The organism is Sutcliffiella horikoshii (assembly GCF_044809035.1).
GTDB classification, from domain to species: domain Bacteria; phylum Bacillota; class Bacilli; order Bacillales; family Bacillaceae_I; genus Sutcliffiella_A; species Sutcliffiella_A horikoshii_G.
In genome coordinates, this window is sequence record NZ_CP085237.1 from 4,158,559 (window position 1) to 4,178,948 (window position 20,390).

Consider the following 20,390-nt stretch of genomic DNA (forward strand, 5'->3'; position numbering starts at 1 on the left):
CTTTGAGCGGAGGTAGCACTTTTTTGAAAAAAATACTTATTCCTATCCTAATCAGCATGGCGATTTTCACGCTCTTCATTCCTTTAACCAGAACACTGACTACCTATTTGCATCCTGTTGTTTTGGTCGTACTCTTTTTTGGCATGTTTGTTGTGATCTTAAGTATCTATTTACTTCTAACAAAACAGCATGTAAGGATCAGACGCCTTTTTCTAGTTGGGGCCTTTATTCTTTATACCCTTTCCCTTCTAGTTCTTTTGTTCATGAGACCTAGCGAACCAGCCTATGATAATAGCAACCTTGTCCCTTTTAAAACGATTTCCCTGTACCTTTCTGGTAATGCAGATTGGTTTGTTTCATTCTATAACTTGGCTGCTAATGTAGGGTTGTTTGTGCCCTTTGGTGTTTCACTGGCATGTTGGACTAGAAGTTTTCTGATCAAAGTGTTCCTCCCTTTTGCACTAATTTCATGCATTGAAATTGCCCAATTGCTCACCAATAGGGGCAGTCTGGATGTAGATGACCTGTTTTTGAATGTATTGGGGTTTTATATCGGCTATGCGCTGGTCCCTTTGGTGAGGAAAATTGTGGTGATAAAGTGAAAGGTAAAAGGGCAGCCCCGTTACGGTTAACGAGGCTGCCTTCCATTTGTGCTACCATTATTTTTTCGCAAATCCCTGCTTTTCCACAAATCCCTTCATGTGCAGGCGCTTCGGTTCTTTCAGCATCCCTGCCAGTTGACTTGTCCAGGTGTCAGAACGTCTTCCATCCGTCCGCTCGTGATAATAGGCGGAGATCTCTTGATTGTAGTCTTCCAATTGCTCCTTAAAGACTTTTTCATCCTGTTGGTATACTTCTTCGTGATACACATTCTCCATCGGCAAACGCGGCTTTACTCCGGTATCTTGAGCAGGGTAGCCTACGGCGAGGCCAAATAAAGGAATGGTGTTTGCCGGCATTTTCAAGAGCGCTGCTACTTCTGCAATATTGGTGCGTAAACCGCCGATATAGCAAATGCCAAGGCCCATGGACTCTGCCGCAATAGAGGCGTTTTGTGCGGCAAGCGATGCATCAATAACTGCCACCATAAACTTTTCCGTGCTTTCGATAGAAGAAGTGACATCTGTTCCTTCCATTTCACCAATTAATGCATGCCGATGGAAGTCTGCGCAGAAAACAAAGAAATGCCCATTGTCCTCCACATAAGATTGATTTCCTGCAAGCTCAGCCAAGCGTTTTTTCGTCGTCTTATCTTTTACCCCAATAATGGAATAGGCTTGAACAAAGCTCGACGTGGAAGCTGCCTGCGCGCTTTTTACAATGGTTTTTATTTGTTCGTCCGTTAAGCGTTTATCTTCAAATTTCCGAATGGAGCGATGCGAAAGTATAGTTTCAATAGTCTGATTCAAGATGGTCCCTCCTGTGGCCGTTTTTTTCATTGTACACATGGAGGATCTATCATTTCCACTTTGACCGCTCTGTTTATTTTTGACCCGGACTTAAACCATCCATTAAAAAGGAAATAGCGGCTTCAAGTTCTTGATTAAAATCCTGTTTTTGATCTAGTAATCGTTGAGTAAGTATCGTTCCGGCAATAGTTGATATAGTAAAGCGGATAATTGTTTCAGGTGGAAGCTTTTTCAACTCCCCTTTTTCTTGAAAATGCACCACTACTTTTGTAAAGTTAGGCAAGATAACTTCTTGGAAAAGGTTGAAATATGGCTTTTGAAACTCTTCATGAAACGCGACTTCCTGTATGAAAATTTTTAGAATCGGGAAGTTTTGTTTAATAAATTCATAGCGATTATTAGCCAGTTTTCTGAGGAACTCCTCATAGCTTTCATACTCTCCCTCCAACACTTCCTTAGAAAAAGATTTAACGAAATGCGGTGCAACAAACTTGGCAACCGTTGGAGAAACGATGGAAAGGAGCAATTCTTTTTTGGTTTTGTAATGTCTGAAAATAGTTCCCTCAGCAACTCCGGCTTTTTTGGCGATCTCATTGGTTGAAGTAGCCGCATACCCTTTCTCTGCAAAAGTATCGATGGCAGCTTCCAGTATTTTACGGTGTTTTTCGCTCATTTTCTTTTCTTGATTGTCCATGCCTGCTCCTTCCTGCTTTTCAATGAAGGCAGTCCAACTAATTTAAGTTGGACGATATTTTTTTAATGCTCTTATGTTTAACAAGATAAATAAAAGAGAGAATCCAAATAACAAAAGAATATAACTGTATATCTCTTCTAATCCTTTTCCCCTAATCATAATATCCTTCATCGCTTCTCCTGCATAGGTTAAAGGCATAACCAAACTTACTTTCTGAAGCCAAGAAGGCATCGCCTCTATGGAAAACAGCCCGGAAAAAAAGACTTGCGGAACGACAACAAGCGGAATGAATTGAATCATTTGTAACTCGTTCCTAGCAAATGCAGATAACAAGGTTCCAAGTGTCAACGCAGTAATGGCGACAGTGAAGGTAACTAAAAGAATGGATATGAGATTGCCTGCCATCTGGATATCGAGAATGTAGATGGTAAAGAGGACGATAATACTAGACTGAATGAGCGTAAATATTCCAAAACCCGCCACATACCCAATCACAAGCTCCCATCTCTTAATTGGTGTAGCCATCAGCCGCTCTAACGTTCCACTCGTCCGTTCTCGAAGAAAGGACACACCAGCTATTAAAAAGACGAAAAAGAAAACGAAGAACACGATAAGAAAAGGGCCGATATTATCAAACATCTCCATTGACTCCGATCCATATGCATACTCTACCTCAAATGGGAGTTCATTGTTTTGATCAGGCAGATTCACTTTTTGCAGCTTGAGCAGAATTGCTTTATTAACAGATGGGTCGCTTCCTTCTAACACAATTTTACCCTTTGTAAGAAGCGCTTCGATTTCTGAGTCCGCTATACGTTTCCTGCCTTCCTCTTCACTATCTATTAAAATAACGTTCATATTTTCACTCTCAAAACTCTCTACCAGAGATTGAACCTCACCAACCACTCCAATCTTAATATTCGTTTCCTGTGCTGCGAATACCACATTCATTAAAGCCAAAATGAGCATTGGTGCAACAATCATTAAACCTAATGTTCTTTTATCCCGGAAAAACTGTCGTAAAATTCGAATGATCACAGCAGTTATTCTCATACAGTTGCACCCCCAAAAGTCAAAAATGCATCTTCCATGCTAGTGGTACCTGTCTCTCTTTGCAGTTCTTCTGTACTTCCTACAGCGAGCAAACTTCCATCTCTTATCATTGCAAGGCGATTACATCTTTGGGCTTCATCCATTACATGTGTTGTAACAAGTACGGTGGTACCTTCTTTGCTTAGTGCCTTAAGTTCTTGCCAGATAGATTTCCTAAGAAGAGGATCAATACCTACAGTAGGCTCATCTAAAATGAGTATTTCCGGATTGTGAAGAAGGGAGATTGCAAGAGATAGTCTGCGTTTCATACCTCCTGAGTATTGTTGCACTGGTTTATGGAGATGCTCACGGAGATTCACAAGCTCCATCACTTCGTCGATTCGTTTTTTTCTAAGAACTCTATTCATTTTATAAAGAGAGGAGAAAAACTGAAGATTCTCCAGTGCAGTCAAATCTTGGTACAGGGCATCTGATTGTGCCATATAGCCAATTTTCTCTGAGAGTGATAAAGTGGGCATTTTATGTGTAAGCACCTCTACCTTCCCCTTGTTAATGGGCTGTAGCCCCGCGATCGCTTTCACAAGAGTTGTCTTTCCTGCTCCTGATGGGCCTAAAAAACCAAAGACTTCTCCTTTATTAATAGATAAATTGATGTCTTTCAATACTTCTTGCGTTCCAAAAGAAATAGATAAATTTGATACTTTGCAAACTTCATTGTTCATCGATTTACCCCCTCTTTAAAAGCGAGTGATTACTCACTTTTTATTACAACATACTGGAAAGCCAACCTTTCTGTCAAGAAAAATTGTTAAGTTGGACTGCCTCCCGAAAAGAAGGAATATATCTTTTGGTAGAGAATGTAAAGGAGGGATGGGATTAATTTTCGACAAAAAAATTATTGGGGGGATATGCGTGATTTCATTTTTTAATCGGTTAATGCAACGTTATTTGCCGGATCCATTCTTGTTCGTTATTATTTTAACGCTTGTGGTATTCGGGCTTGGCCTTATTTTTACTGATAGCAGTCCTGCCGATATGGTACAGCATTGGGGCGGAGGTTTCTGGGGATTATTAGCTTTTTCTATGCAAATGGTACTTGTTTTGGTGACAGGACATGTATTGGCAAGCAGCCCTATTTTCAAAAGATTCCTTGGTGCTTTGGCTTCTACAGCTAAATCTCCTGGAAGTGCCATCATTATCGTTACGGTCGTCTCCATTATTGCCAGCTGGATTAACTGGGGATTTGGACTTGTTATTGGGGCATTATTTGCAAAGGAGCTTGCGAAAAGAGTTCAGAATGTCGATTATAGACTCTTAATCGCAAGCGCTTACAGCGGGTTCATTGTCTGGCATGGCGGCTTCTCAGGTTCCATCCCACTTACCATTGCAACAGAAGGACATTTTTCGGAAGGCATGATCGGGGTAATTCCCACGGATCAGACCATCTTCGCACCGTTTAATCTCATTATCCTTGCTGCACTTTTTGTGACTTTGCCATTACTAAACCGTTTAATGATGCCTGCAAAGGACGAAACGATTACTGTCGATCCTGCAATATTGGAGGATGCATCAAGCCTGCAGGCGGCGACAATAGAGAAAACCACTCTGACACCTGCCGAGCGACTTGAAAATAGTTGGGTTCTCTCCCTAATCGTTTCTGTTCTGGGACTATTATTCTTGTTTTATTATTTTGCAGGCAACGGATTTAAATTGAATTTAGATATTGTCAATTTCCTATTCCTGTTCTTAGGGATTCTTTTCCACTGGCGACCAAAGTACTTCCTTGAGGCTGTTACCAATGCGGTCAAAGGCGCGAGCGGCATTATCATCCAATTCCCTTTCTATGCAGGAATTATGGGTATGATGACATTGTCTGGCCTTGCTGCGGTCATGTCGGAAGCCTTCGTCAACATATCAAATGAGCACACGTTCCATTTCTTCGCTTTCCTTAGCGCGGGAATTGTGAATTTCTTTGTTCCATCCGGTGGCGGACAATGGGCGGTTCAAGCTCCTGTTATGCTGGAAGCTGCCCAAACCATGGATGTTTCCGTAGCAAGAACGGCACTTGCAGTGGCATGGGGAGATGCCTGGACAAATCTCATCCAACCTTTCTGGGCATTGCCGGCACTTGCCATTGCAGGCTTAAAGGCGAAAGACATCATGGGCTTTTGCGTGATTGTCCTGTTCGTCAGCGGAGCCATCATTTCGTTGGCTTTCCTGCTTTTATAAAAGACCGGGTACATGCCGGGCACAAAAGAACCCTCTACACTTCATTGGTGTGGAGGGTATTTTTCTGGAATCTTTGTGGTCTTCATGATGTAGAGATAAAGGGTGAGTGTAATCGTTTGGATGTAAAAATAGAAAGGATAGGAATAGATGAACACATATCCCTCTTTATAGTGAAATACGCCGAGATAGGTGGCAATCCCCTCTGTAAACATAGCAATGATCGACCACATGACGATATACAGCATATTAAAATATCCCTTGATTTTGAGGTAGCTGTGCAAGTAGAAAAAAAGGTAACCATAAGGTCCATACTGTATATACGAGAGAAAATCAAACAGCTCAAAATACGAACTGTCATTCACATCATAAAAATCAAATGGCGGTATGCTGATGGTGTGGTCAAACACAATCCCGCTGTTGATGCCAATAATGAGAAATAGAAGGCTCAGCGGTAGCGGAAATCTTTTCGGCAAAAAGAAAATGAGCGCATAGCCGGCAAGCAAAGATGCAATGATGAACCACTCATTAGAGTTGAAATAGAAATCATAGTTAATAGTTGGTGTTGGTTCCATTTTAAGAGCTCACCATCCCTTCCTTTGCTAGCATTCGGCGATAAAATTTCGAAGTTCCCAAGGCAAGTAGAAGGTAAGCTGCAGCCACCACGAATGATATAAAAAATGACCACATATGGTAGAGAATGATGGAGAAATGAATAGCCAACGCCTCGGTCAATAAAATAACGATTAATGTGAACAATCCTCCCGTAACCTTTTTGCCAATTGACTTCGTGAACACACCATTAACGAAAATGAGCAAGATCAATGGAAAAATAATATTCCGTTGCAGCCAAAAGCATAGAAACAAATGAGGTTCCTTGCTGTACATAATAAGACTTAAATTCATACTGATCATCGTTAGCACGCATTTGTTGATGAAAAGGAAAAACAGGAAGAGCATAAGGTTCTCTATGAATAGTAGACGCTTTGTTTGGAAGAAGAAATAAGTCGCAATAAACCAGGTGAGTATGAGGTAAATCACTAATTCCATGGTTTGCGCCTCCTTTGGGATTTTGTGTTTTGTGGGGGGTTTTGGGACCTTTTGCCTAGTTGGAAAGAAAAAAGGGAAGCCGAATTAAAAATTCCGGCTTCCCTTTAGCATTCCGCATTATAGTTTGTTTCATTCAAATACACTCTATTTTACTCTATTGCCGATTTCCCAACTCTCCAGCTCAGCAATCGTTCCACTACCGGACACCGTTACTTCCTCGACGGCAGATCCATCCGGGAACATCCTTGCTGTAAACACTTCTTCCCCACCATTCAAGAAGACCTCTACGCATGAAGTATCCACAAATGCGCGCAACTCGGTCAAGGCCTGCAGACTGCAGCTTCTACTCTCCCATTCCCCCGTTACAAAACTCTTACGGTGAAGGGAGAAAACACGCTCCAACGCATCAAAGTCCAGCCGGACAGCATCGCTCAAATCCAACTCAAATGATGCAACATCCTTTTCGAAAATAAAGCGCATCTCAAAAGCGCTACTCTTACCAATATCCAGTGAGACTCCGTCTTCGGTAAGCTGCACATCACTTTTTTCAACAAGCTGGTCTTTTCTCATGATCATCAACTCTTCCACAGGCACCTGCAACAACTTTCCATCGACCCACTTCAGTTCACGCGGTATCGTCAGCGCATGTACCCATTTATGCTTAATGGTCGGATGTTTATCCTCGTCCTGTTCAGGCACGCCCATCCAGCCGACCATCAAGCGGCGGCCATCCTCGTCCAAAGTGGTTTGAGGGGCATAAAATTCAAAGCCACGATCCAGTTCCACAAAATCACCATGTTTGAATGCAGCTCTCTCGTAATCAAGCTTTCCAATAAAATAACCCGCCTGGTACACGTTTTGATACTTCATACCGTCCGGCTCCAAGCCTTGAGGCGAAGCAATAAGGACATCGACTCCATCCAGTTCAAACAGGTCCGGGCACTCCCACATATAGCCGAAGTCACCCAACCCGTTCACTTCAGAACCTGCGATGGCTCCAAGATGCTCCCATTCTAGTAAATCAGCTGACCGCAACAGTGCGACTTTTCCTGTCAGATCCTTACTTTGTGCGCCAACGACCATATACCAGTCCGAGCCCTTTTTCCACACCTTTGGATCTCGGAAATGGGCAGTGTACCCTTCCGGCAACTCCACCACTGGACCTTTTTTATCGAATGTGATGCCATCTTCTGAAACCGCCATGCACTGATAGGTTTCACGGTTTCCGTCCGCGTCTTTCACATTTCCTGTGTAAAAGAGGACCATCTTCCCGTCATGCTCTACCGCACTTCCAGAGTAGCATCCATTCTTCTCAAACCACTCGCTTGGGGCCAAGGCAATCGGCTCATGCTTCCAAGTTACAAGATCTTCAGAGGAATAATGCCCCCAAAATTTAGCTCCATGGCCTGTCTTGAACGGCATCCATTGATAAAACAGATGGTAAGTACCGTTCCATTGAATAAAGCCGTTTGGATCATTCAACAAGCCGACAGGTGGCATGAGGTGATAACGTAATCGATAAGGATCGCTCTCGACGACCTCCATATTTTTCTCCACTTCTTCTTCTGCCAGTCTAATAAGCTCTTGCTCTCTTTCTGTCATAAAAGAAAAACCCCTTTATTTCGCTAAGATTGATTGAACCTGTTCTAAAGAAGGAAGGGCGGTCATCGCACCTTTTTCAGAGGCGGCAAGGGATCCGGAAACACTCGCAAAATTCGCCATTTCCACCGCTTTTTCAAGTGTAATGGTGGAGATATCCCCTTCCCATTCGTTCGCCATATAAAGAATTCCGGAGACAAAAGCATCTCCTGCTCCTGTTGTATCCACTGTAGTTACCTTGCGTGCCGGCACATGCTGATGTCCTTCACGAGTGAAGACGTAGCTGCCTTCTGAACCCAGTGTGACAAGGAGAAGAGGAATTTCGTAGGAAGAAAGCATTTTCGCACCTTTTTCGATATCCTTTTCGCCAGTGATAAACTCCAACTCTTCTTCTGATATTTTTAAAATATCGGCATATGGCAGCATGGAGATAATCTGTTCTTTTGCCGCTTCTTCGCTGTCCCAAAGGCCAAGGCGTAAGTTCGGGTCGTAGGAGACTGTCATGCCTTTTTCCTTGGCAAGCTTCACCGCTTTTATGGTGGCACTTCTTGTAGGCTCGCTTATAAGGGAGATCGAACCGAAATGCAGGATTCTGTTTTCGTCAAAAAGCTTCTCCTCTATCTCTTCTTCCGTTAAAAAGCGATCCGCGCTTGGGTTGATGTAAAAGTCAAAGCTGCGCTCTCCGTTTTCCAATGTTACGAACACGACACCTGTGCGGATGTCATCGGTTAACAGCATGGAGCTTGTGTTGACGCCATAGTCTGCAAGTGTCTTTTGCAGGAATCTTCCGAGCACGTCGTTCCCTACTTTTCCGATAAAAGTAGACTTTGCTTGTAGTTGTGCGACGCCGACTGCTACGTTTGCCGGGGCTCCGCCTGGACTTTTTTGATAGGTGATATTGTCTGGATCAAGCGGAATGAAATCAATCAGCGCTTCACCAAGTGAGATGATTCCTTTTTTCATGGGGTGGCCCCTCCTTTTGTTTAAGATGGTATTACTATCATCGAAATATATAGCTGTTGCTTGGAGCAAAAGGCGAAGACTCCGGCGGGAGGTAGCGGTAGGTTGAGACCCCTGATGCGTTGTGAGGAGGCTCAAGTACACGCCCCGCGGAAAGCGAAGCCATTTGCGGAATGCAACAGCGGTGTTAAAAAGAATCTTACTTTACATCTTCTTCCTTAATTCCCATGAACCAGGTTGCGACAAAGGCACCTACGACCGCGATGGCAAAACCGATGAGGTAGTTTACGACATTGACCGTTCCAAATTCCACAAGAATGGCGATCATCGGAATCCCTGTCAGCCCGTAAGCGTTCGCGACAACATTCGTAAACACAACATAAGCTCCACCTAACGCACCACCAATGGCGGCTCCGATAAATGGTTTGCGGTATCTCAAGTTAACCCCGAAGATTACTGGTTCTGTAATTCCTAAAAAGGCAGATAGTGCTGCAGGCAACGCTAACTCTTTCGTTTTCGCACGCTTAGCTAAAAAATACACTGCAAGTCCTGCCCCACCTTGTGCGACATTGGCCATGGACCAAATCGGCAAGAGGTAGTTAAAGCCTAGTTCAGCAAGAAGACCCGCTTCAATCGCATGGAAACTGTGGTGAACACCAGTGATGACGATCAGGGAGTACAGTCCTCCAAAGATAAGACCGGCAAAAAGACTGCCATAGTCATAAACAAAGTTGAGAACAACTGTAATACCGGAACCAATGGCATTTCCTAATGGTCCGATGGCAAGTAGCGTGATGAATCCAGTCAAGATGACGGTCACAAATGGCGTGACGAGCAAATCTACTGCGCTTGGTACGATTTTACGTAAGTTCTTTTCAATAAAACTCATGACAAAAACGGCAAGAAGTACTGGAACGACGGTACCTTGGTAACCGATTAACGCGATATCAAGTCCCATGAAATCCATGTATTCAGGATTTGCTTCTGCAAGCCCCCACGGATTTAGCAAGTCAGGGTGTGTCATGATTCCCCCAATAACTGCTCCAAGGAACGGATTTCCTCCGAATTCTTTTGCAGCACTATATCCGAGCAAAATCGGCAGAATGATGAAGGCCGCACTGGAGAACATATTCAGCATTTTTACAAGAGAGCTGTCATCCGCAACCCAGCCGAATGTCGTCACCATTCCGAGCAGCCCCATTAACAGACCACTTGCCACGATGGCAGGGATGATTGGGACGAAAATGTTGGATAACGTTCTTGCGAATCGCGCGAGCGGGTTCATTTTCTTTTTCGCCGCTTCTGCATGGTCTTGTGTGTCTTTTTCCTTAAGGCCCACTTCTTCAGCGAATTCCGCGTACACTTTGTTAACAATTCCTGTGCCAAAAATAACTTGGAATTGTCCGGAGCTTGCAAACGCCCCTTTCACTCCGTCCAGTTCTTCTATTTGGTCGCGGTTTGCTGTTGCTTTTTCATCATCTTTTAACACAAGTCTTAAGCGAGTCGCACAGTGTGTGGCACTGATGACATTGTCTGCCCCACCAAGCAACGGGATCAAGTCTTTCGCTATCTTGTTATAATTCATTACGAGCACCTCTTTTTCCTATTAGATATATAAAAAACAAAAGACCTAAAACCTGCAAGTAGGTAGAGTGGCCCTACGTCCTTGCCTGTTTTAGGTCTTGCCTGCATTACCAGTCACAACCCTGTATATACATGTTAGCGAATACGTTTTCATTTTAACCAGTCGGGAATCAATCGTCAACAGTCAAACACTTCTTACTTTCCTGTTAATCGCTGGATATGAAGCGTAATGTATCCAACCTCCGATAACGGAAAGTGAATGTCATATTCTGCATCCAGAAAGTCTGCAATCTTTTGCGCCGTCCCGAATGCTTTTCCAAATTTCATCTGAAGTAATTCCAGCATCTCGGGGTCCATGGAGTGAAAAGGCTCTCCCTCTTCCACACGGTTGATGGCAAATCTTAAATGTGTCAACAAACGTTGATAATTGATAGACGTTTCCTCAATCTTCACACTGAATTCCTTCTCGATCATTTCAATGGCATCGCGAATGATGGAAGCCAGCTGCATCGTATTTGCCATGCTTTTTGATCCCATTTTCGCCGTATGAAGATGAAGAGCAATGTGTCCCACTTCATCATCAGGAATACTGACGCCCAGCCGTTCCTTGATCAATTCTTGCGCCCATTGCCCAACTTCAAATTCCGGCTTATAGAGGACCCTAATTTCATTGAGCAATTTATTCTGGATGGTGTATCCTTTTTCCAACCGTTCAATTGCAAAAGAAAGATGGTCGGTCAAAGAGATATGGATATGGTTGCTCAAAGGAACCATCAGCTTTCCTTCAGCATAGCTGATAATTTCTTCTGCCACATCTATATGCTCGACAGGAAGGGTGGAAAGCAACTCTTGAAACTTGTCGCTTTCCTCTTTCATCACAAAGATCTTTTCAATTTTACTCCGGTCCACCAGATCGTTCTTCCGCTTTTGAAAGCCGACACCAAGGCCCATCACAATCTTTTCCTGGTCATCCTCTTTGACAACAACCGAGTTATTGTTTAACACTTTACTTATTTTCAATCTTGTCTCTCCCCAATATAACCGCCCTATTTTATCTTTTATTATAACCAATCAATGGGACTATACAAAGCAGTTACATGCTTTATGAAAAGAAAACAAGGCGACAACGGGAAAATTATGCTTTAATAGTCCAATCCAACAATGCTGTTTCACCTTTTGTTGCTGTTTTAACAGCGTGTTTGTTTACTGTATCAATGATATCCCCATTTGTCAGGATAACAGGAGTTACGATGCTTTTTGCTTTTTCATTAATAAGGTCGATATCAAATGTTAATAGTGGTGTGCCCACTTTTACTTTGTCGCCGACTTCCACAAGCCCTTCAAAGCCCTCGCCTTTCATGCCAACTGTTTCAAGACCTACGTGGATTAGTACTTCCACACCTGTTTCTGACTTGATTCCGATCGCATGTTTTGTCGGGAAGAATTGAACGATTTCTCCGTTAACTGGAGATACAACGGTTCCTTCTGTCGGCTCGATTGCGATGCCGTCACCCATCATTTTTTGAGCGAACACCGGATCTGGAACTTCTTCAAGTGGGATGATTTTGCCTGTGATTGGAGCTACTAAGATCTCTTCTGTTTTGGTTTCTTCTTTACCGCCGAATAGTTTTTTGAAAAATGACATGTGTGTTTCCTCCTATTGTCGGAATTGTGCGGAAATAGAAAAAGACCCAATACGCACCTCTTTGGGGGAGTAAGCGTATTAGGTCTTGCCTGCTTTACCAGTCACAATCCTATATGTGTGTTATTTATTTATGATATTAAGGTAAGACAGATCTGCTTGTTTGTCAATTAATAAGTGAGAGTGCCTTTGACTAGCTTTTCCCAGTCTGGGTACAGGTCATTGCGGCGGTCTCTCCAGGTAGTGACAGATCCTGCTTCTCTTACTTTGTGTAAAAGAGTCAAATCGAGATCACCTGTGATGATCATATCAGTATTAAGCTCCCCTTCTGCCACAATGCCGCGTGGCGGGAAAGGTACATCATTTGGTGAAATGATGGCAGCTTGTCCAAAGTTTCCTCGCATAAAGTCCACAGTTGGCAGGGATCCGATTGTCCCAGTCGTCACCACGTAAATTTGGTTTTCTATCGTGCGCGCGTGACAAGAATATCTTACGCGGTGAAAACCGTGACGGTCATCTGTGCAGGAAGGACAGAACACCACATCCGCTCCCATCGCCTTCACAAGCCTTACCGCTTCCGGAAACTCAATATCATAGCATGTCAGCATCGAAATCGTGCCAAAATCGGTATGAAAAATCGGCAAATCCTCACCAGGGGTCAGACCCCATTCATATATTTCCGTTGGTGTTAAATGTAATTTCGCTTGAGTGGCAATGCGGCCATCAGGGTAAAAAAGGTGGGCTGCGTTGTAAAGTTTGCCTTCTTTTTCAATGATGTGTGTGCCGCCGATAATATGCATGCCCGTCTGGATCGCTATACCGCTGAACAGTTGATGGTAATGTTCGGTATATTTTGGCAGATCATGAATCGTCTGCCCTCTCCCATCCACTGGAAAGGAGATTAGTTGGGTCGTTAAAAACTCTGGGAACAGGACAAAATCCGCATCAAATTCAGCGGCAGTTTTCACATAATGAATGACTTGATTTGCAAACTCATCAAAGCTTGAGATCGTGTGCAATGGATATTGCACGGCAGAAGCACGAAACTTCATGACAGCAGGCCCCCTTATAATCTATGTTAATGGTTTATTTAGAACATCGAAATTTTTTTCAACTAATCCATTATAAGGTATGAGAAGCAGGCAGCTCAACAATGGATTTGTGGGATATTATGGTAGATTCTTATAAAAAAACCGGGTAGCCCTAAAGCCGCCCGGTTTCACTTATCCTACCTCACTCTTCGCCATCGCCTCAACGATCGCCTTCGCAACGCCACTATTCACATTCGTATCTGTCACCATATGCGCTTTCGCCTTCACGCCATCCGGTGCATTGCCCATCGCAACGGCCCTGCCGACACGCTCAAACATGGAAACATCATTATAATTATCTCCGAGGGCCATAGTGTCTTCCATCGATATTCCTCGTTCAGAAGTGAAAGTCGTCAAGGCTATCCCTTTTTGAGCGTCCACACTTGTGATCTCCAAGTTGTCCTTACCAGAAGAGCTCACAGCAACCGTGCCAAGTTCCAGCAGTTCAGAACGTGCCGCTTCCAGGTTTTCTTTATCCATGGAGAACGCTAGAAGCTTGTAAATTACTTTTGACTCATCCTGCAAAATAGGCTCAAAACTATCTACCATTTTCACATTTCCGTCTTCCATTCTTTCTTGTGCCGCCTTTAAGACTTTATCATTATCATTATCGTTACTTGCTGACATGAAAACATCCATAATGGTGGCAATCGCCTTATCATAATCTTTTGAGAATGTTCCGTTCTGCGTATAGATCTCAAAGTAGATATCATGCTTGTCCAGTATCCGAGCAAGCTCTCTTGCCAGACTTATTGCAATCGGGTTGGTTGATACGATTTCCCCTTCAGGCGTGCGTGCTTCCGCTCCATTTACGCAAATGATCGGGGTGTGAATACCCGCTTCTGCCAAAACATCCTTCGCCTCAGAGTATGCTCTGCCCGTGGCAATCACCACTTCCACACCATTATTCTTCGCAAGCTGAATGGCATCCGCGTTCTCTTCACTAACTACATGGTTATTGTTTAATAATGTTCCGTCCATATCTATGGCAATACATTTTACCAAGTGAATCCACCTTCTTCTATGTAAATGATTTTTTGTATATACCCTATCCTAGTTAATCTCTCATCGTATTACAAACATTATACTGCCAAAATATTATGCTAAAAATTTCGAAAAGTATAATTAATTCTGTTTTATATCCGCTTAATCCCTTATAATATAGGTATTAAACGCGATCAGGTGAGGGTGAACCTTATGAAAATTATTTCCTCCAATCATATTGGCAAAATACTAAAAAATGATATTTACTCTTTGTCGGGGAATCTTTTGTTAAAGAAAGGTACAGTCCTGAATGCTAATCATGTGGAAAGCCTGCAAAAGCATGCCTACTACTTTGATCAGGCCTTTATCATAGAAGAGCCCCACCATTTATCCAAAGAGTATTTTCAGCATGTGAAAAATATGTATGAAACGAGCATCCATACTTTTCAATCCATATTTGCCAATCTTGAAGGAGACCAACTACCTCCAATAGACGACATCCAGGCCATGTTGACTCCACTGATAGATAAACTTGTGGATGATCCAGTTTTTACACGGTACATAGAACAAGTAAAATGCTATGACAATTACACCTATACCCACAGCTTGAATGTCGGAATCTACTCCTCTTTAATTGGGAAGCTGCAAGGGCTTGATAAAAGCAGCATCAGTCTTCTCGGTCAAATGGGGATGTTTCATGATGTCGGGAAATTACTGATCGACAAGAACATTTTGCAAAAGCCAGGCCGCTTAACGGAAAAAGAGTGGATGGAAATACAGAAACATACCACTTATGGATATGATTTGCTCAAAAAGAACAGGACCATCGATCCTCATGTCTTGCAAGGTGCCTTGCTGCATCATGAACGTCTGGATGGCAGCGGATATCCCACAGGAATCAAACATTCCAAGATTCCGTACTTTGTTCAGATCCTCTCGGTTGCAGATATGTACGACGCGCTCTCATCAGAAAGAAGTTATCGGCCAAAGCAAAATATTTTTACCACTACAAAGATTCTAATTCAAGAGGCAAATTACAATAGATTGAACCCAGCTATCGTCTATCCGTTCGTCCGATATGTTCTTTCTAATCATCTCCGTGAAGAAGTGGTCCTTAATAACGGGAAGCTTGCGGAAATTATTTTCATCCATTCTGATGAACCTCATCTACCGATTATCAAGGTCGATGATCACTTTATTGACCTTAGGAAAAATAAAGAGTTGGAGATTCTGGACTTTGCAAATTAACCGCTAAAAAGCAGGTTTGCCACCAATAATTTCAGGGTATCAAAATGAAAGAAAATACATAATTCCAGTAACTACCTTTGAAAAGTTGAAGAAATGTATTAAAATAACTAACGTTGCATATTTACGCATAAGGAGATTATTATATTGAAAAACCATTCATCTTTTAGAACAGCAGATAAATTAAAATTCATCATCCCTTCCTTAATCGGAATTTTATTATTCATGTTTCCTGTCATGTACAATGACGAGTTAACGATACCTATCGCTATTCTCGCAGGATTATTAGGAGACCTTTTAGGAGATAGTATCCCTGCGATAATGACCGTAGTTATTACCATCACTGCCATCGCAACGGTAGTGACAAAGCTAGCGAAACCCGCATTTACAAAAGAACAAGGCTTCTTTAACACTTTATTGAACGTTTCGGTATTCTGGACGGTTGTAAGGGTTCTTGCAATGGTCTTGGCAATCATGACCTTATTCGAACTTGGTCCAGAAGCTGTATGGAGCGACGTTACAGGGTCCGTTATTTTATATGATCTTTTACCGGTACTATTTACCGTTTTCCTTTTTGCCGGCTTATTTTTGCCGTTATTATTAAACTTTGGACTGTTGGAATTGTTCGGCGCACTATTGACGAAAATCATGCGTCCCTTATTCAAGCTTCCAGGTCGATCTTCTATTGATGCCTTGGCTTCCTGGCTTGGAGATGGAACAATCGGGGTCCTGTTAACAAGTAAACAGTATGAAGACGGTTATTATACGAAAAGGGAAGCAGCCGTTATTGCTACCACCTTCTCTATCGTTTCGATTACCTTTAGTCTTGTTGTGATTACGCAGGTTGGACTTGGAAGCATGTTCATCCCATTTTATATAACGATCGGTGTGGCGGGCTTTGTAGCTGCTATCATCATGCCGAGAATCCCGCCTTTATCCAGAAAAGCGGATACGTATTATAACGGCGAGGAGCAGGATGAAAAAGAACTGATCCCTTCCGGCTATTCTCCATTAAAGTGGGGGTACACCCAAGGGGTAGAGCGTGCTGCTAAAAACAAGAGCGTAGGTAAATTCTTCCGAGACGGGGGACGAAATGTTCTTGATATGTGGATGGGCGTAGCACCGATTGTTATGGCATTCGGTACTATTGCCTTGATCCTTGCCGAAAACACAGATTTGTTTGTGTACCTTGGCATGCCATTCATTCCGTTATTAGAGCTATTGCAAATTCCGGATGCGGCGAAAGCGTCAGAATCGCTTATTGTTGGTTTTGCGGACATGTTCCTGCCAGCATTGTTAGCATCGGATATTCAAAGTGAATTAACTCGTTTTGTGGTCGCGGCAGTTTCCGTTACGCAGCTTATTTATCTATCTGAGGTAGGTGGCGTCATCTTGGGTTCTAAAGTGCCTGTGTCGCTTTGGGAAATGTTTGTGATCTACCTTTTACGTACGTTGATCACGTTACCAGTTATTGCGCTGATGGCGCATGTGTTTTTCTTTTAATAGTGGAATGTAAAAAGCTATCCTTAAGGTCCTGTTGGAACTTTGGGATAGCTTTTTTAGTTATTGCATTTACTATTGCCGTTCCTTTTCGCTGCTGGCACTCGCTTTCCGCTTCAATCCACTTATATCATATACTTTAGTCATTCAATTTATTTTTAAAAAATGCCTTAGTAAACTTTTTGTTCTTCTGATTCAAGCTCTAGCTCTTTGCCCAGTAGTTTTGCAAGCTCCAGCATGCCATATTTTCCGGCGGCTTTTTCGGCGTCTGCATTGTAATTGGTGTTGGTGTTGACATCATAGGTGAAAATCTCACCTTGACTGTTGCGGATAAACTCAATACCAGCTACCTGAATTTCGTTATCCTGCAGGAACTTCTCGTATTTTTCGATGATTGGGTCGGCAAAGCCTTCCACGATACGGAATTTCGGCTTCTCCTCGACTTCTTCGCCTACCGGGCAGAACAGGTCCCCGATTTGGCAGGCATCGGCCGGGCACAACTCAAAGCCTTCCGATGTATCAACCTGAACGGCATACATAAATTTCCCACCAATAAATTCACAACGGGTGATAAAAGGTTCTGGAGCCAGAATGTATTCTTGGATCAACGTGATTCCATCTACCGGCTCTTCAAAATCAGGTCCATACAAGTACTCCTCTAGAGAGGCCGTCGAATGGAATAATTGCACCCCAAGCCCCTTGCCGGCACGATTATGCTTGGTGATGAAGGATGTGGAGCCTATTCTTTTTGCTGCCTGCAAGATATGTTCTTTTCCTACCGCCGCAATGGTTTTAGGCGTCTTTACTCCGGCTTTTTCAAGTGCCGTGTATTGATTAACCTTGCTTAATTCCAACTGAAGGGCACGGCTTCCATTGAATACTTGTCGACCGTGGTGCTCCAGCCATGCGAGCACAGCTCCTGTTAATTCAGGTGCAAACCGATGGTCCCTTGTGTGGGAAGAGGCGCTCATTCTGTTGTAAAATATGCCTTCAGGTGGTTCTTCCGTCAATGGCACTACCCCTTCGTCTAAATGCCATTCTTCATATGGCAATCCCAACTCTTCCAATCTAGTAGTCAAATGTGTCGTCCACTCTTTATTTTCATGAATAATGTAGATTTTTTTCACGATGTCTGCCTCCATTTTATGCATATATGATAGTGTATTCCCTGCTAGGTGTTATGATTGGGCAAGCTCTTCTGTCTTCGAATTAACAAGGGGCATCACCTTTTTGGCGAAACGCTCCATTTCTTCAAGCTGTGGAGAGAACTGCAGTAACAATAAGTCAACTCCCGCATTTTCGAATTCTATTATTCTAGCAGCAATCTGCTCTGGCGTGCCGACTAGGTTTGGACGCAACCCTCTATTTGATACAGAGTAATCCTGCAGCTGAATTTGTTGTTCCAGTTGTGATTTGCTTGTGAAGTCCTTAAATCCTGCGTACGCATCGGATTCTTTTACAGCTGTGATCCGGGCCAGTTCCGCCTGTGCTTCTTCTTCCGTATCCCTGCAAATAACATAGCCAGCCATCCCAAAGGATTGGAAAGGAGGGTTCGGAGTCTTGGCTCTCTTCTCTTTCATATCTCTGATTTTAGCCGCCACTTCCTCCACCGTTCCACCGTGCATGACATAGGCATCACAGTGTGAAGAGATAACTTCCTTCCCTTTTGGACTCTCGCCCCCTGCATAAAGGATGGGGTTAGGACGCTGTACCGGTTTTGGGTGGAGTTTGGTATCTTTGAGCTGATAGTATTTTCCATCATAGCTAAAGGAGTCTTCTGTCCATAAGCCTTTAAGGACATCAATAAATTCTTTCGTGCGGTCATAACGCTCATCATGCTCGGTGAAAACACCGCCATATTGACGGGCTTCCTCTTCCCACCATGCCGACACGACATTGAGGGTGAATCGTCCGTTGCTGATGTGATCGATATTTGCCGTCGCTTTTGCGGCAATGGCAGGGTTATGAAACCCAGGCCTGATTGCCGTCATAATTTCAATCTTTTCTGTTACAGCTGCCAGGGCCGCGGCAGTCGACCACGCTTCCAATGTGTCCTCTTTCGGTCCTTTAATATCATTTAGGAAAAGCTCGGCAATTAATGTTGTGTCAAACCCAAGCTGTTCTGCCTGCTGAATTACTTTTTTGGCATAATCAAAAGTCGGAGGCATTTGTTCATCCTCCACATTTCGCAACCACCCGCCGAAAATCGGCAACCAAAACCCAAACTTCATCTCACGTTTCCCCCTTTGATGTTTGTGTATGTAGACAAACAAAAAACTCCTCCGATAAGAAGAAGTTTGAGTATGATCCCGTAACATCCACTTATCTTCCAAGAACGTTTGTCTTGCTGGAATTGGCACCTGTACGGTTGCTTCTACTGTACGGTTGCCGGGCTTCATAGGGCCAGTCCCTCCACCTCTCTTGATAAGAAAACTTACTATTCTATTATTTGCATTAATCCTATCACGAAACTTGGGAATAGACAAGTCTTTCGGATGACTAAATACTCTCGTTGTATTATTAGCATATTAGTGGATGGAGGAAAAATGAACTGTTGGTTATGGAGTTCTTAGGGAGGTTGGGTGATGAAGACTTCTCTTTTCATTCTTCCTGCTCACTCAGGTCCTCATAGACGCCATGAAGCCCCCTGCGCTAATGGCAACAAAAAACGCCCCCCATACCAGGAAGGCGTTCCACTCAAAACTATTATTGTATATCCTTTTCCAAATTAGGAGCATGCAGGCCTTCTGCTTCAAACGTTTCTCCTATTTTCTGATGGAAATTTTCCAATGCAACCTTTACTGCTTCGCCCTCAGAACCTTCTGATAAAGCTGCTGCACGTTCTTCAAAATATAAAGCCAATAACTCGATGGAGTCCTTCATATCAACTCCAAGGTCATCATCTAAGTTCTCAGGAATCTCAATCCCGCGAAGTTCATTAGCAATACGGTTACTAGCTTCCACAGCCGCCTCTAGATCTCCCGTCCCCGCAGAACTTTCATAAGAGGTTACAGGTTCAAGATGCTTGCGGATGGTCTGAATCATTTCCATTTGTATATTCATAAGGACGGTTACCGTCTCCCCGCTCTGGTCAGCAGGAACCTGTTTGGAATCGGCAGTGTCCACTTTATTTGCTTCTTCTGTGCATGCAGAAAGCACAATTACTAAAACAAGTATCATAGAGAAAATCCACTTTTTCATATTAAATCTCCTTTTTATCTAGCATTACGGAAACAGTGTACTCGTTTTCACTCAAGCTGTATAGACTTCCTCCAAAAGTTGCATTCTTCTATTTATTCTTACATCTCTATTTAGTTTGTTAAAAATTTATTAAAATAATATTTTCCCCTTGC

General features: G+C 43.1%; 20 protein-coding genes and 1 riboswitch. Of the genes, 4 read left to right on the forward strand and 16 right to left on the reverse strand.

The features are described from left to right. Positions 1–23 precede the first annotated feature (23 nt). Positions 24–602: a VanZ family protein gene (locus tag LG307_RS21245; RefSeq protein WP_404446285.1), complete on the forward strand. Its 579-nt coding sequence runs from the start codon at positions 24–26 to the stop codon at positions 600–602. Positions 603–659: 57 nt separating this feature from the next. Here the strand turns inward: LG307_RS21245 and nfsA are convergent, their stop codons facing one another. The 4 genes from nfsA to ccmA form a co-directional block, all read right to left on the reverse strand. Beyond that, positions 660–1,409, reverse strand: coding sequence for an oxygen-insensitive NADPH nitroreductase (gene nfsA, locus LG307_RS21250; RefSeq protein WP_404446288.1), 750 nt, complete (start codon positions 1,407–1,409; stop codon positions 660–662). 73 nt (positions 1,410–1,482) lie between these two features. Further along, positions 1,483–2,103, reverse strand: coding sequence for a TetR/AcrR family transcriptional regulator (locus LG307_RS21255; RefSeq protein WP_404446291.1), 621 nt, complete (start codon positions 2,101–2,103; stop codon positions 1,483–1,485). Between the two features lie 42 nt (positions 2,104–2,145). Further along, entirely contained in the window at positions 2,146–3,156 is a 1,011-nt protein-coding gene (locus tag LG307_RS21260; RefSeq protein WP_404446293.1) for an ABC transporter permease, read from the reverse strand. Beyond that, positions 3,153–3,878 carry a heme ABC exporter ATP-binding protein CcmA gene (ccmA, locus tag LG307_RS21265; protein WP_404446296.1) on the reverse strand — a complete coding sequence of 242 codons (726 nt, stop codon included), beginning with the start codon at positions 3,876–3,878 and terminating at the stop codon, positions 3,153–3,155. Before ccmA ends, LG307_RS21260 begins: the two co-directional genes overlap by 4 nt. 148 nt (positions 3,879–4,026) lie before the next feature. On the opposite strand from ccmA, the gene LG307_RS21270 reads away from it, so the two are divergent. Next, a complete protein-coding gene (locus LG307_RS21270; protein ID WP_404446299.1) occupies positions 4,027–5,385 on the forward strand; it encodes a short-chain fatty acid transporter in 1,359 nt (452 codons plus the stop codon). A gap of 41 nt (positions 5,386–5,426) precedes the next feature. Here LG307_RS21270 and LG307_RS21275 read toward each other — a convergent pair whose 3' ends face one another. The 9 genes from LG307_RS21275 to LG307_RS21315 all read right to left on the reverse strand — a co-directional run bounded on the left by LG307_RS21275 (position 5,427) and on the right by LG307_RS21315 (position 14,313). Next, the gene (locus LG307_RS21275) at positions 5,427–5,957 is read right to left on the reverse strand and encodes a hypothetical protein (protein ID WP_404446302.1); all 531 of its coding nucleotides are present in this window, start codon (positions 5,955–5,957) and stop codon (positions 5,427–5,429) included. A gap of 1 nt (position 5,958) precedes the next feature. Continuing rightward, positions 5,959–6,432: a hypothetical protein gene (locus tag LG307_RS21280; RefSeq protein ID WP_404446305.1), complete on the reverse strand. Its 474-nt coding sequence runs from the start codon at positions 6,430–6,432 to the stop codon at positions 5,959–5,961. 144 nt (positions 6,433–6,576) lie between these two features. Beyond that, positions 6,577–8,034 carry a sucrose-6-phosphate hydrolase gene (locus LG307_RS21285; RefSeq protein ID WP_404446308.1) on the reverse strand — a complete coding sequence of 486 codons (1,458 nt, stop codon included), beginning with the start codon at positions 8,032–8,034 and terminating at the stop codon, positions 6,577–6,579. A gap of 15 nt (positions 8,035–8,049) precedes the next feature. Further along, positions 8,050–8,994 carry an aminoimidazole riboside kinase gene (locus tag LG307_RS21290; protein WP_404446311.1) on the reverse strand — a complete coding sequence of 315 codons (945 nt, stop codon included), beginning with the start codon at positions 8,992–8,994 and terminating at the stop codon, positions 8,050–8,052. A 196-nt stretch (positions 8,995–9,190) separates the two neighbouring features. Further along, positions 9,191–10,576 (reverse strand): sucrose-specific PTS transporter subunit IIBC, encoded by a 1,386-nt coding sequence (locus LG307_RS21295; RefSeq protein ID WP_404446314.1) that lies wholly within the window; start codon positions 10,574–10,576, stop codon positions 9,191–9,193. A gap of 194 nt (positions 10,577–10,770) precedes the next feature. Further along, positions 10,771–11,595, reverse strand: a complete 825-nt coding sequence (locus tag LG307_RS21300) for a PRD domain-containing protein (protein ID WP_404446317.1) — start codon at positions 11,593–11,595, stop codon at positions 10,771–10,773. Positions 11,596–11,710: 115 nt separating this feature from the next. Next, entirely contained in the window at positions 11,711–12,220 is a 510-nt protein-coding gene (locus LG307_RS21305; RefSeq protein ID WP_404446320.1) for a PTS glucose transporter subunit IIA, read from the reverse strand. A gap of 167 nt (positions 12,221–12,387) precedes the next feature. After that, entirely contained in the window at positions 12,388–13,269 is an 882-nt protein-coding gene (locus LG307_RS21310; RefSeq protein WP_404446323.1) for a carbon-nitrogen hydrolase family protein, read from the reverse strand. Positions 13,270–13,440: 171 nt separating this feature from the next. Next, entirely contained in the window at positions 13,441–14,313 is an 873-nt protein-coding gene (locus LG307_RS21315) for a Cof-type HAD-IIB family hydrolase (RefSeq protein ID WP_404446326.1), read from the reverse strand. A 192-nt stretch (positions 14,314–14,505) separates the two neighbouring features. Between LG307_RS21315 and LG307_RS21320 the strand changes: the two genes are divergently transcribed. Next, a complete protein-coding gene (locus tag LG307_RS21320) occupies positions 14,506–15,540 on the forward strand; it encodes an HD-GYP domain-containing protein (RefSeq protein ID WP_404446329.1) in 1,035 nt (344 codons plus the stop codon). 144 nt (positions 15,541–15,684) lie between these two features. Next, on the forward strand, positions 15,685–17,040 hold the full coding sequence (locus LG307_RS21325; protein WP_404446332.1) for a YjiH family protein: 1,356 nt from the start codon (positions 15,685–15,687) through the stop codon (positions 17,038–17,040). Positions 17,041–17,207: 167 nt separating this feature from the next. Here the strand turns inward: LG307_RS21325 and LG307_RS21330 are convergent, their stop codons facing one another. The 3 genes from LG307_RS21330 to LG307_RS21340 form a co-directional block, all read right to left on the reverse strand. Further along, the gene (locus tag LG307_RS21330) at positions 17,208–18,164 is read right to left on the reverse strand and encodes a RimK family alpha-L-glutamate ligase (RefSeq protein WP_404446335.1); all 957 of its coding nucleotides are present in this window, start codon (positions 18,162–18,164) and stop codon (positions 17,208–17,210) included. 51 nt (positions 18,165–18,215) lie between these two features. Then, entirely contained in the window at positions 18,216–19,268 is a 1,053-nt protein-coding gene (locus LG307_RS21335; protein WP_404446338.1) for an LLM class flavin-dependent oxidoreductase, read from the reverse strand. Positions 19,269–19,356: 88 nt separating this feature from the next. After that, positions 19,357–19,468: riboswitch (SAM riboswitch) on the reverse strand. 275 nt (positions 19,469–19,743) lie between these two features. Continuing rightward, the gene (locus LG307_RS21340; protein WP_404446341.1) at positions 19,744–20,238 is read right to left on the reverse strand and encodes a hypothetical protein; all 495 of its coding nucleotides are present in this window, start codon (positions 20,236–20,238) and stop codon (positions 19,744–19,746) included. Between the last annotated feature and the right edge of the window lie 152 nt (positions 20,239–20,390).

Excerpts from the sequence above, each read along its gene's own strand:
- LG307_RS21255 (WP_404446291.1), bottom strand. The coding sequence starts at position 2,103 with ATGGACAATCAAGAAAAGAAAATGAGCGAAAAACACCGTAAAATACTG.
- LG307_RS21260 (WP_404446293.1), bottom strand. The coding sequence starts at position 3,156 with ATGAGAATAACTGCTGTGATCATTCGAATTTTACGACAGTTTTTCCGG.
- ccmA (WP_404446296.1), bottom strand. The coding sequence starts at position 3,878 with ATGAACAATGAAGTTTGCAAAGTATCAAATTTATCTATTTCTTTTGGA.
- LG307_RS21270 (WP_404446299.1), top strand. The coding sequence starts at position 4,027 with ATGGGATTAATTTTCGACAAAAAAATTATTGGGGGGATATGCGTGATT.
- LG307_RS21275 (WP_404446302.1), bottom strand. The coding sequence starts at position 5,957 with ATGGAACCAACACCAACTATTAACTATGATTTCTATTTCAACTCTAAT.
- LG307_RS21280 (WP_404446305.1), bottom strand. The coding sequence starts at position 6,432 with ATGGAATTAGTGATTTACCTCATACTCACCTGGTTTATTGCGACTTAT.
- LG307_RS21285 (WP_404446308.1), bottom strand. The coding sequence starts at position 8,034 with ATGACAGAAAGAGAGCAAGAGCTTATTAGACTGGCAGAAGAAGAAGTG.
- LG307_RS21290 (WP_404446311.1), bottom strand. The coding sequence starts at position 8,994 with ATGAAAAAAGGAATCATCTCACTTGGTGAAGCGCTGATTGATTTCATT.
- LG307_RS21295 (WP_404446314.1), bottom strand. The coding sequence starts at position 10,576 with ATGAATTATAACAAGATAGCGAAAGACTTGATCCCGTTGCTTGGTGGG.
- LG307_RS21305 (WP_404446320.1), bottom strand. The coding sequence starts at position 12,220 with ATGTCATTTTTCAAAAAACTATTCGGCGGTAAAGAAGAAACCAAAACA.
- LG307_RS21310 (WP_404446323.1), bottom strand. The coding sequence starts at position 13,269 with ATGAAGTTTCGTGCTTCTGCCGTGCAATATCCATTGCACACGATCTCA.
- LG307_RS21320 (WP_404446329.1), top strand. The coding sequence starts at position 14,506 with ATGAAAATTATTTCCTCCAATCATATTGGCAAAATACTAAAAAATGAT.
- LG307_RS21335 (WP_404446338.1), bottom strand. The coding sequence starts at position 19,268 with ATGAAGTTTGGGTTTTGGTTGCCGATTTTCGGCGGGTGGTTGCGAAAT.
- LG307_RS21340 (WP_404446341.1), bottom strand. The coding sequence starts at position 20,238 with ATGAAAAAGTGGATTTTCTCTATGATACTTGTTTTAGTAATTGTGCTT.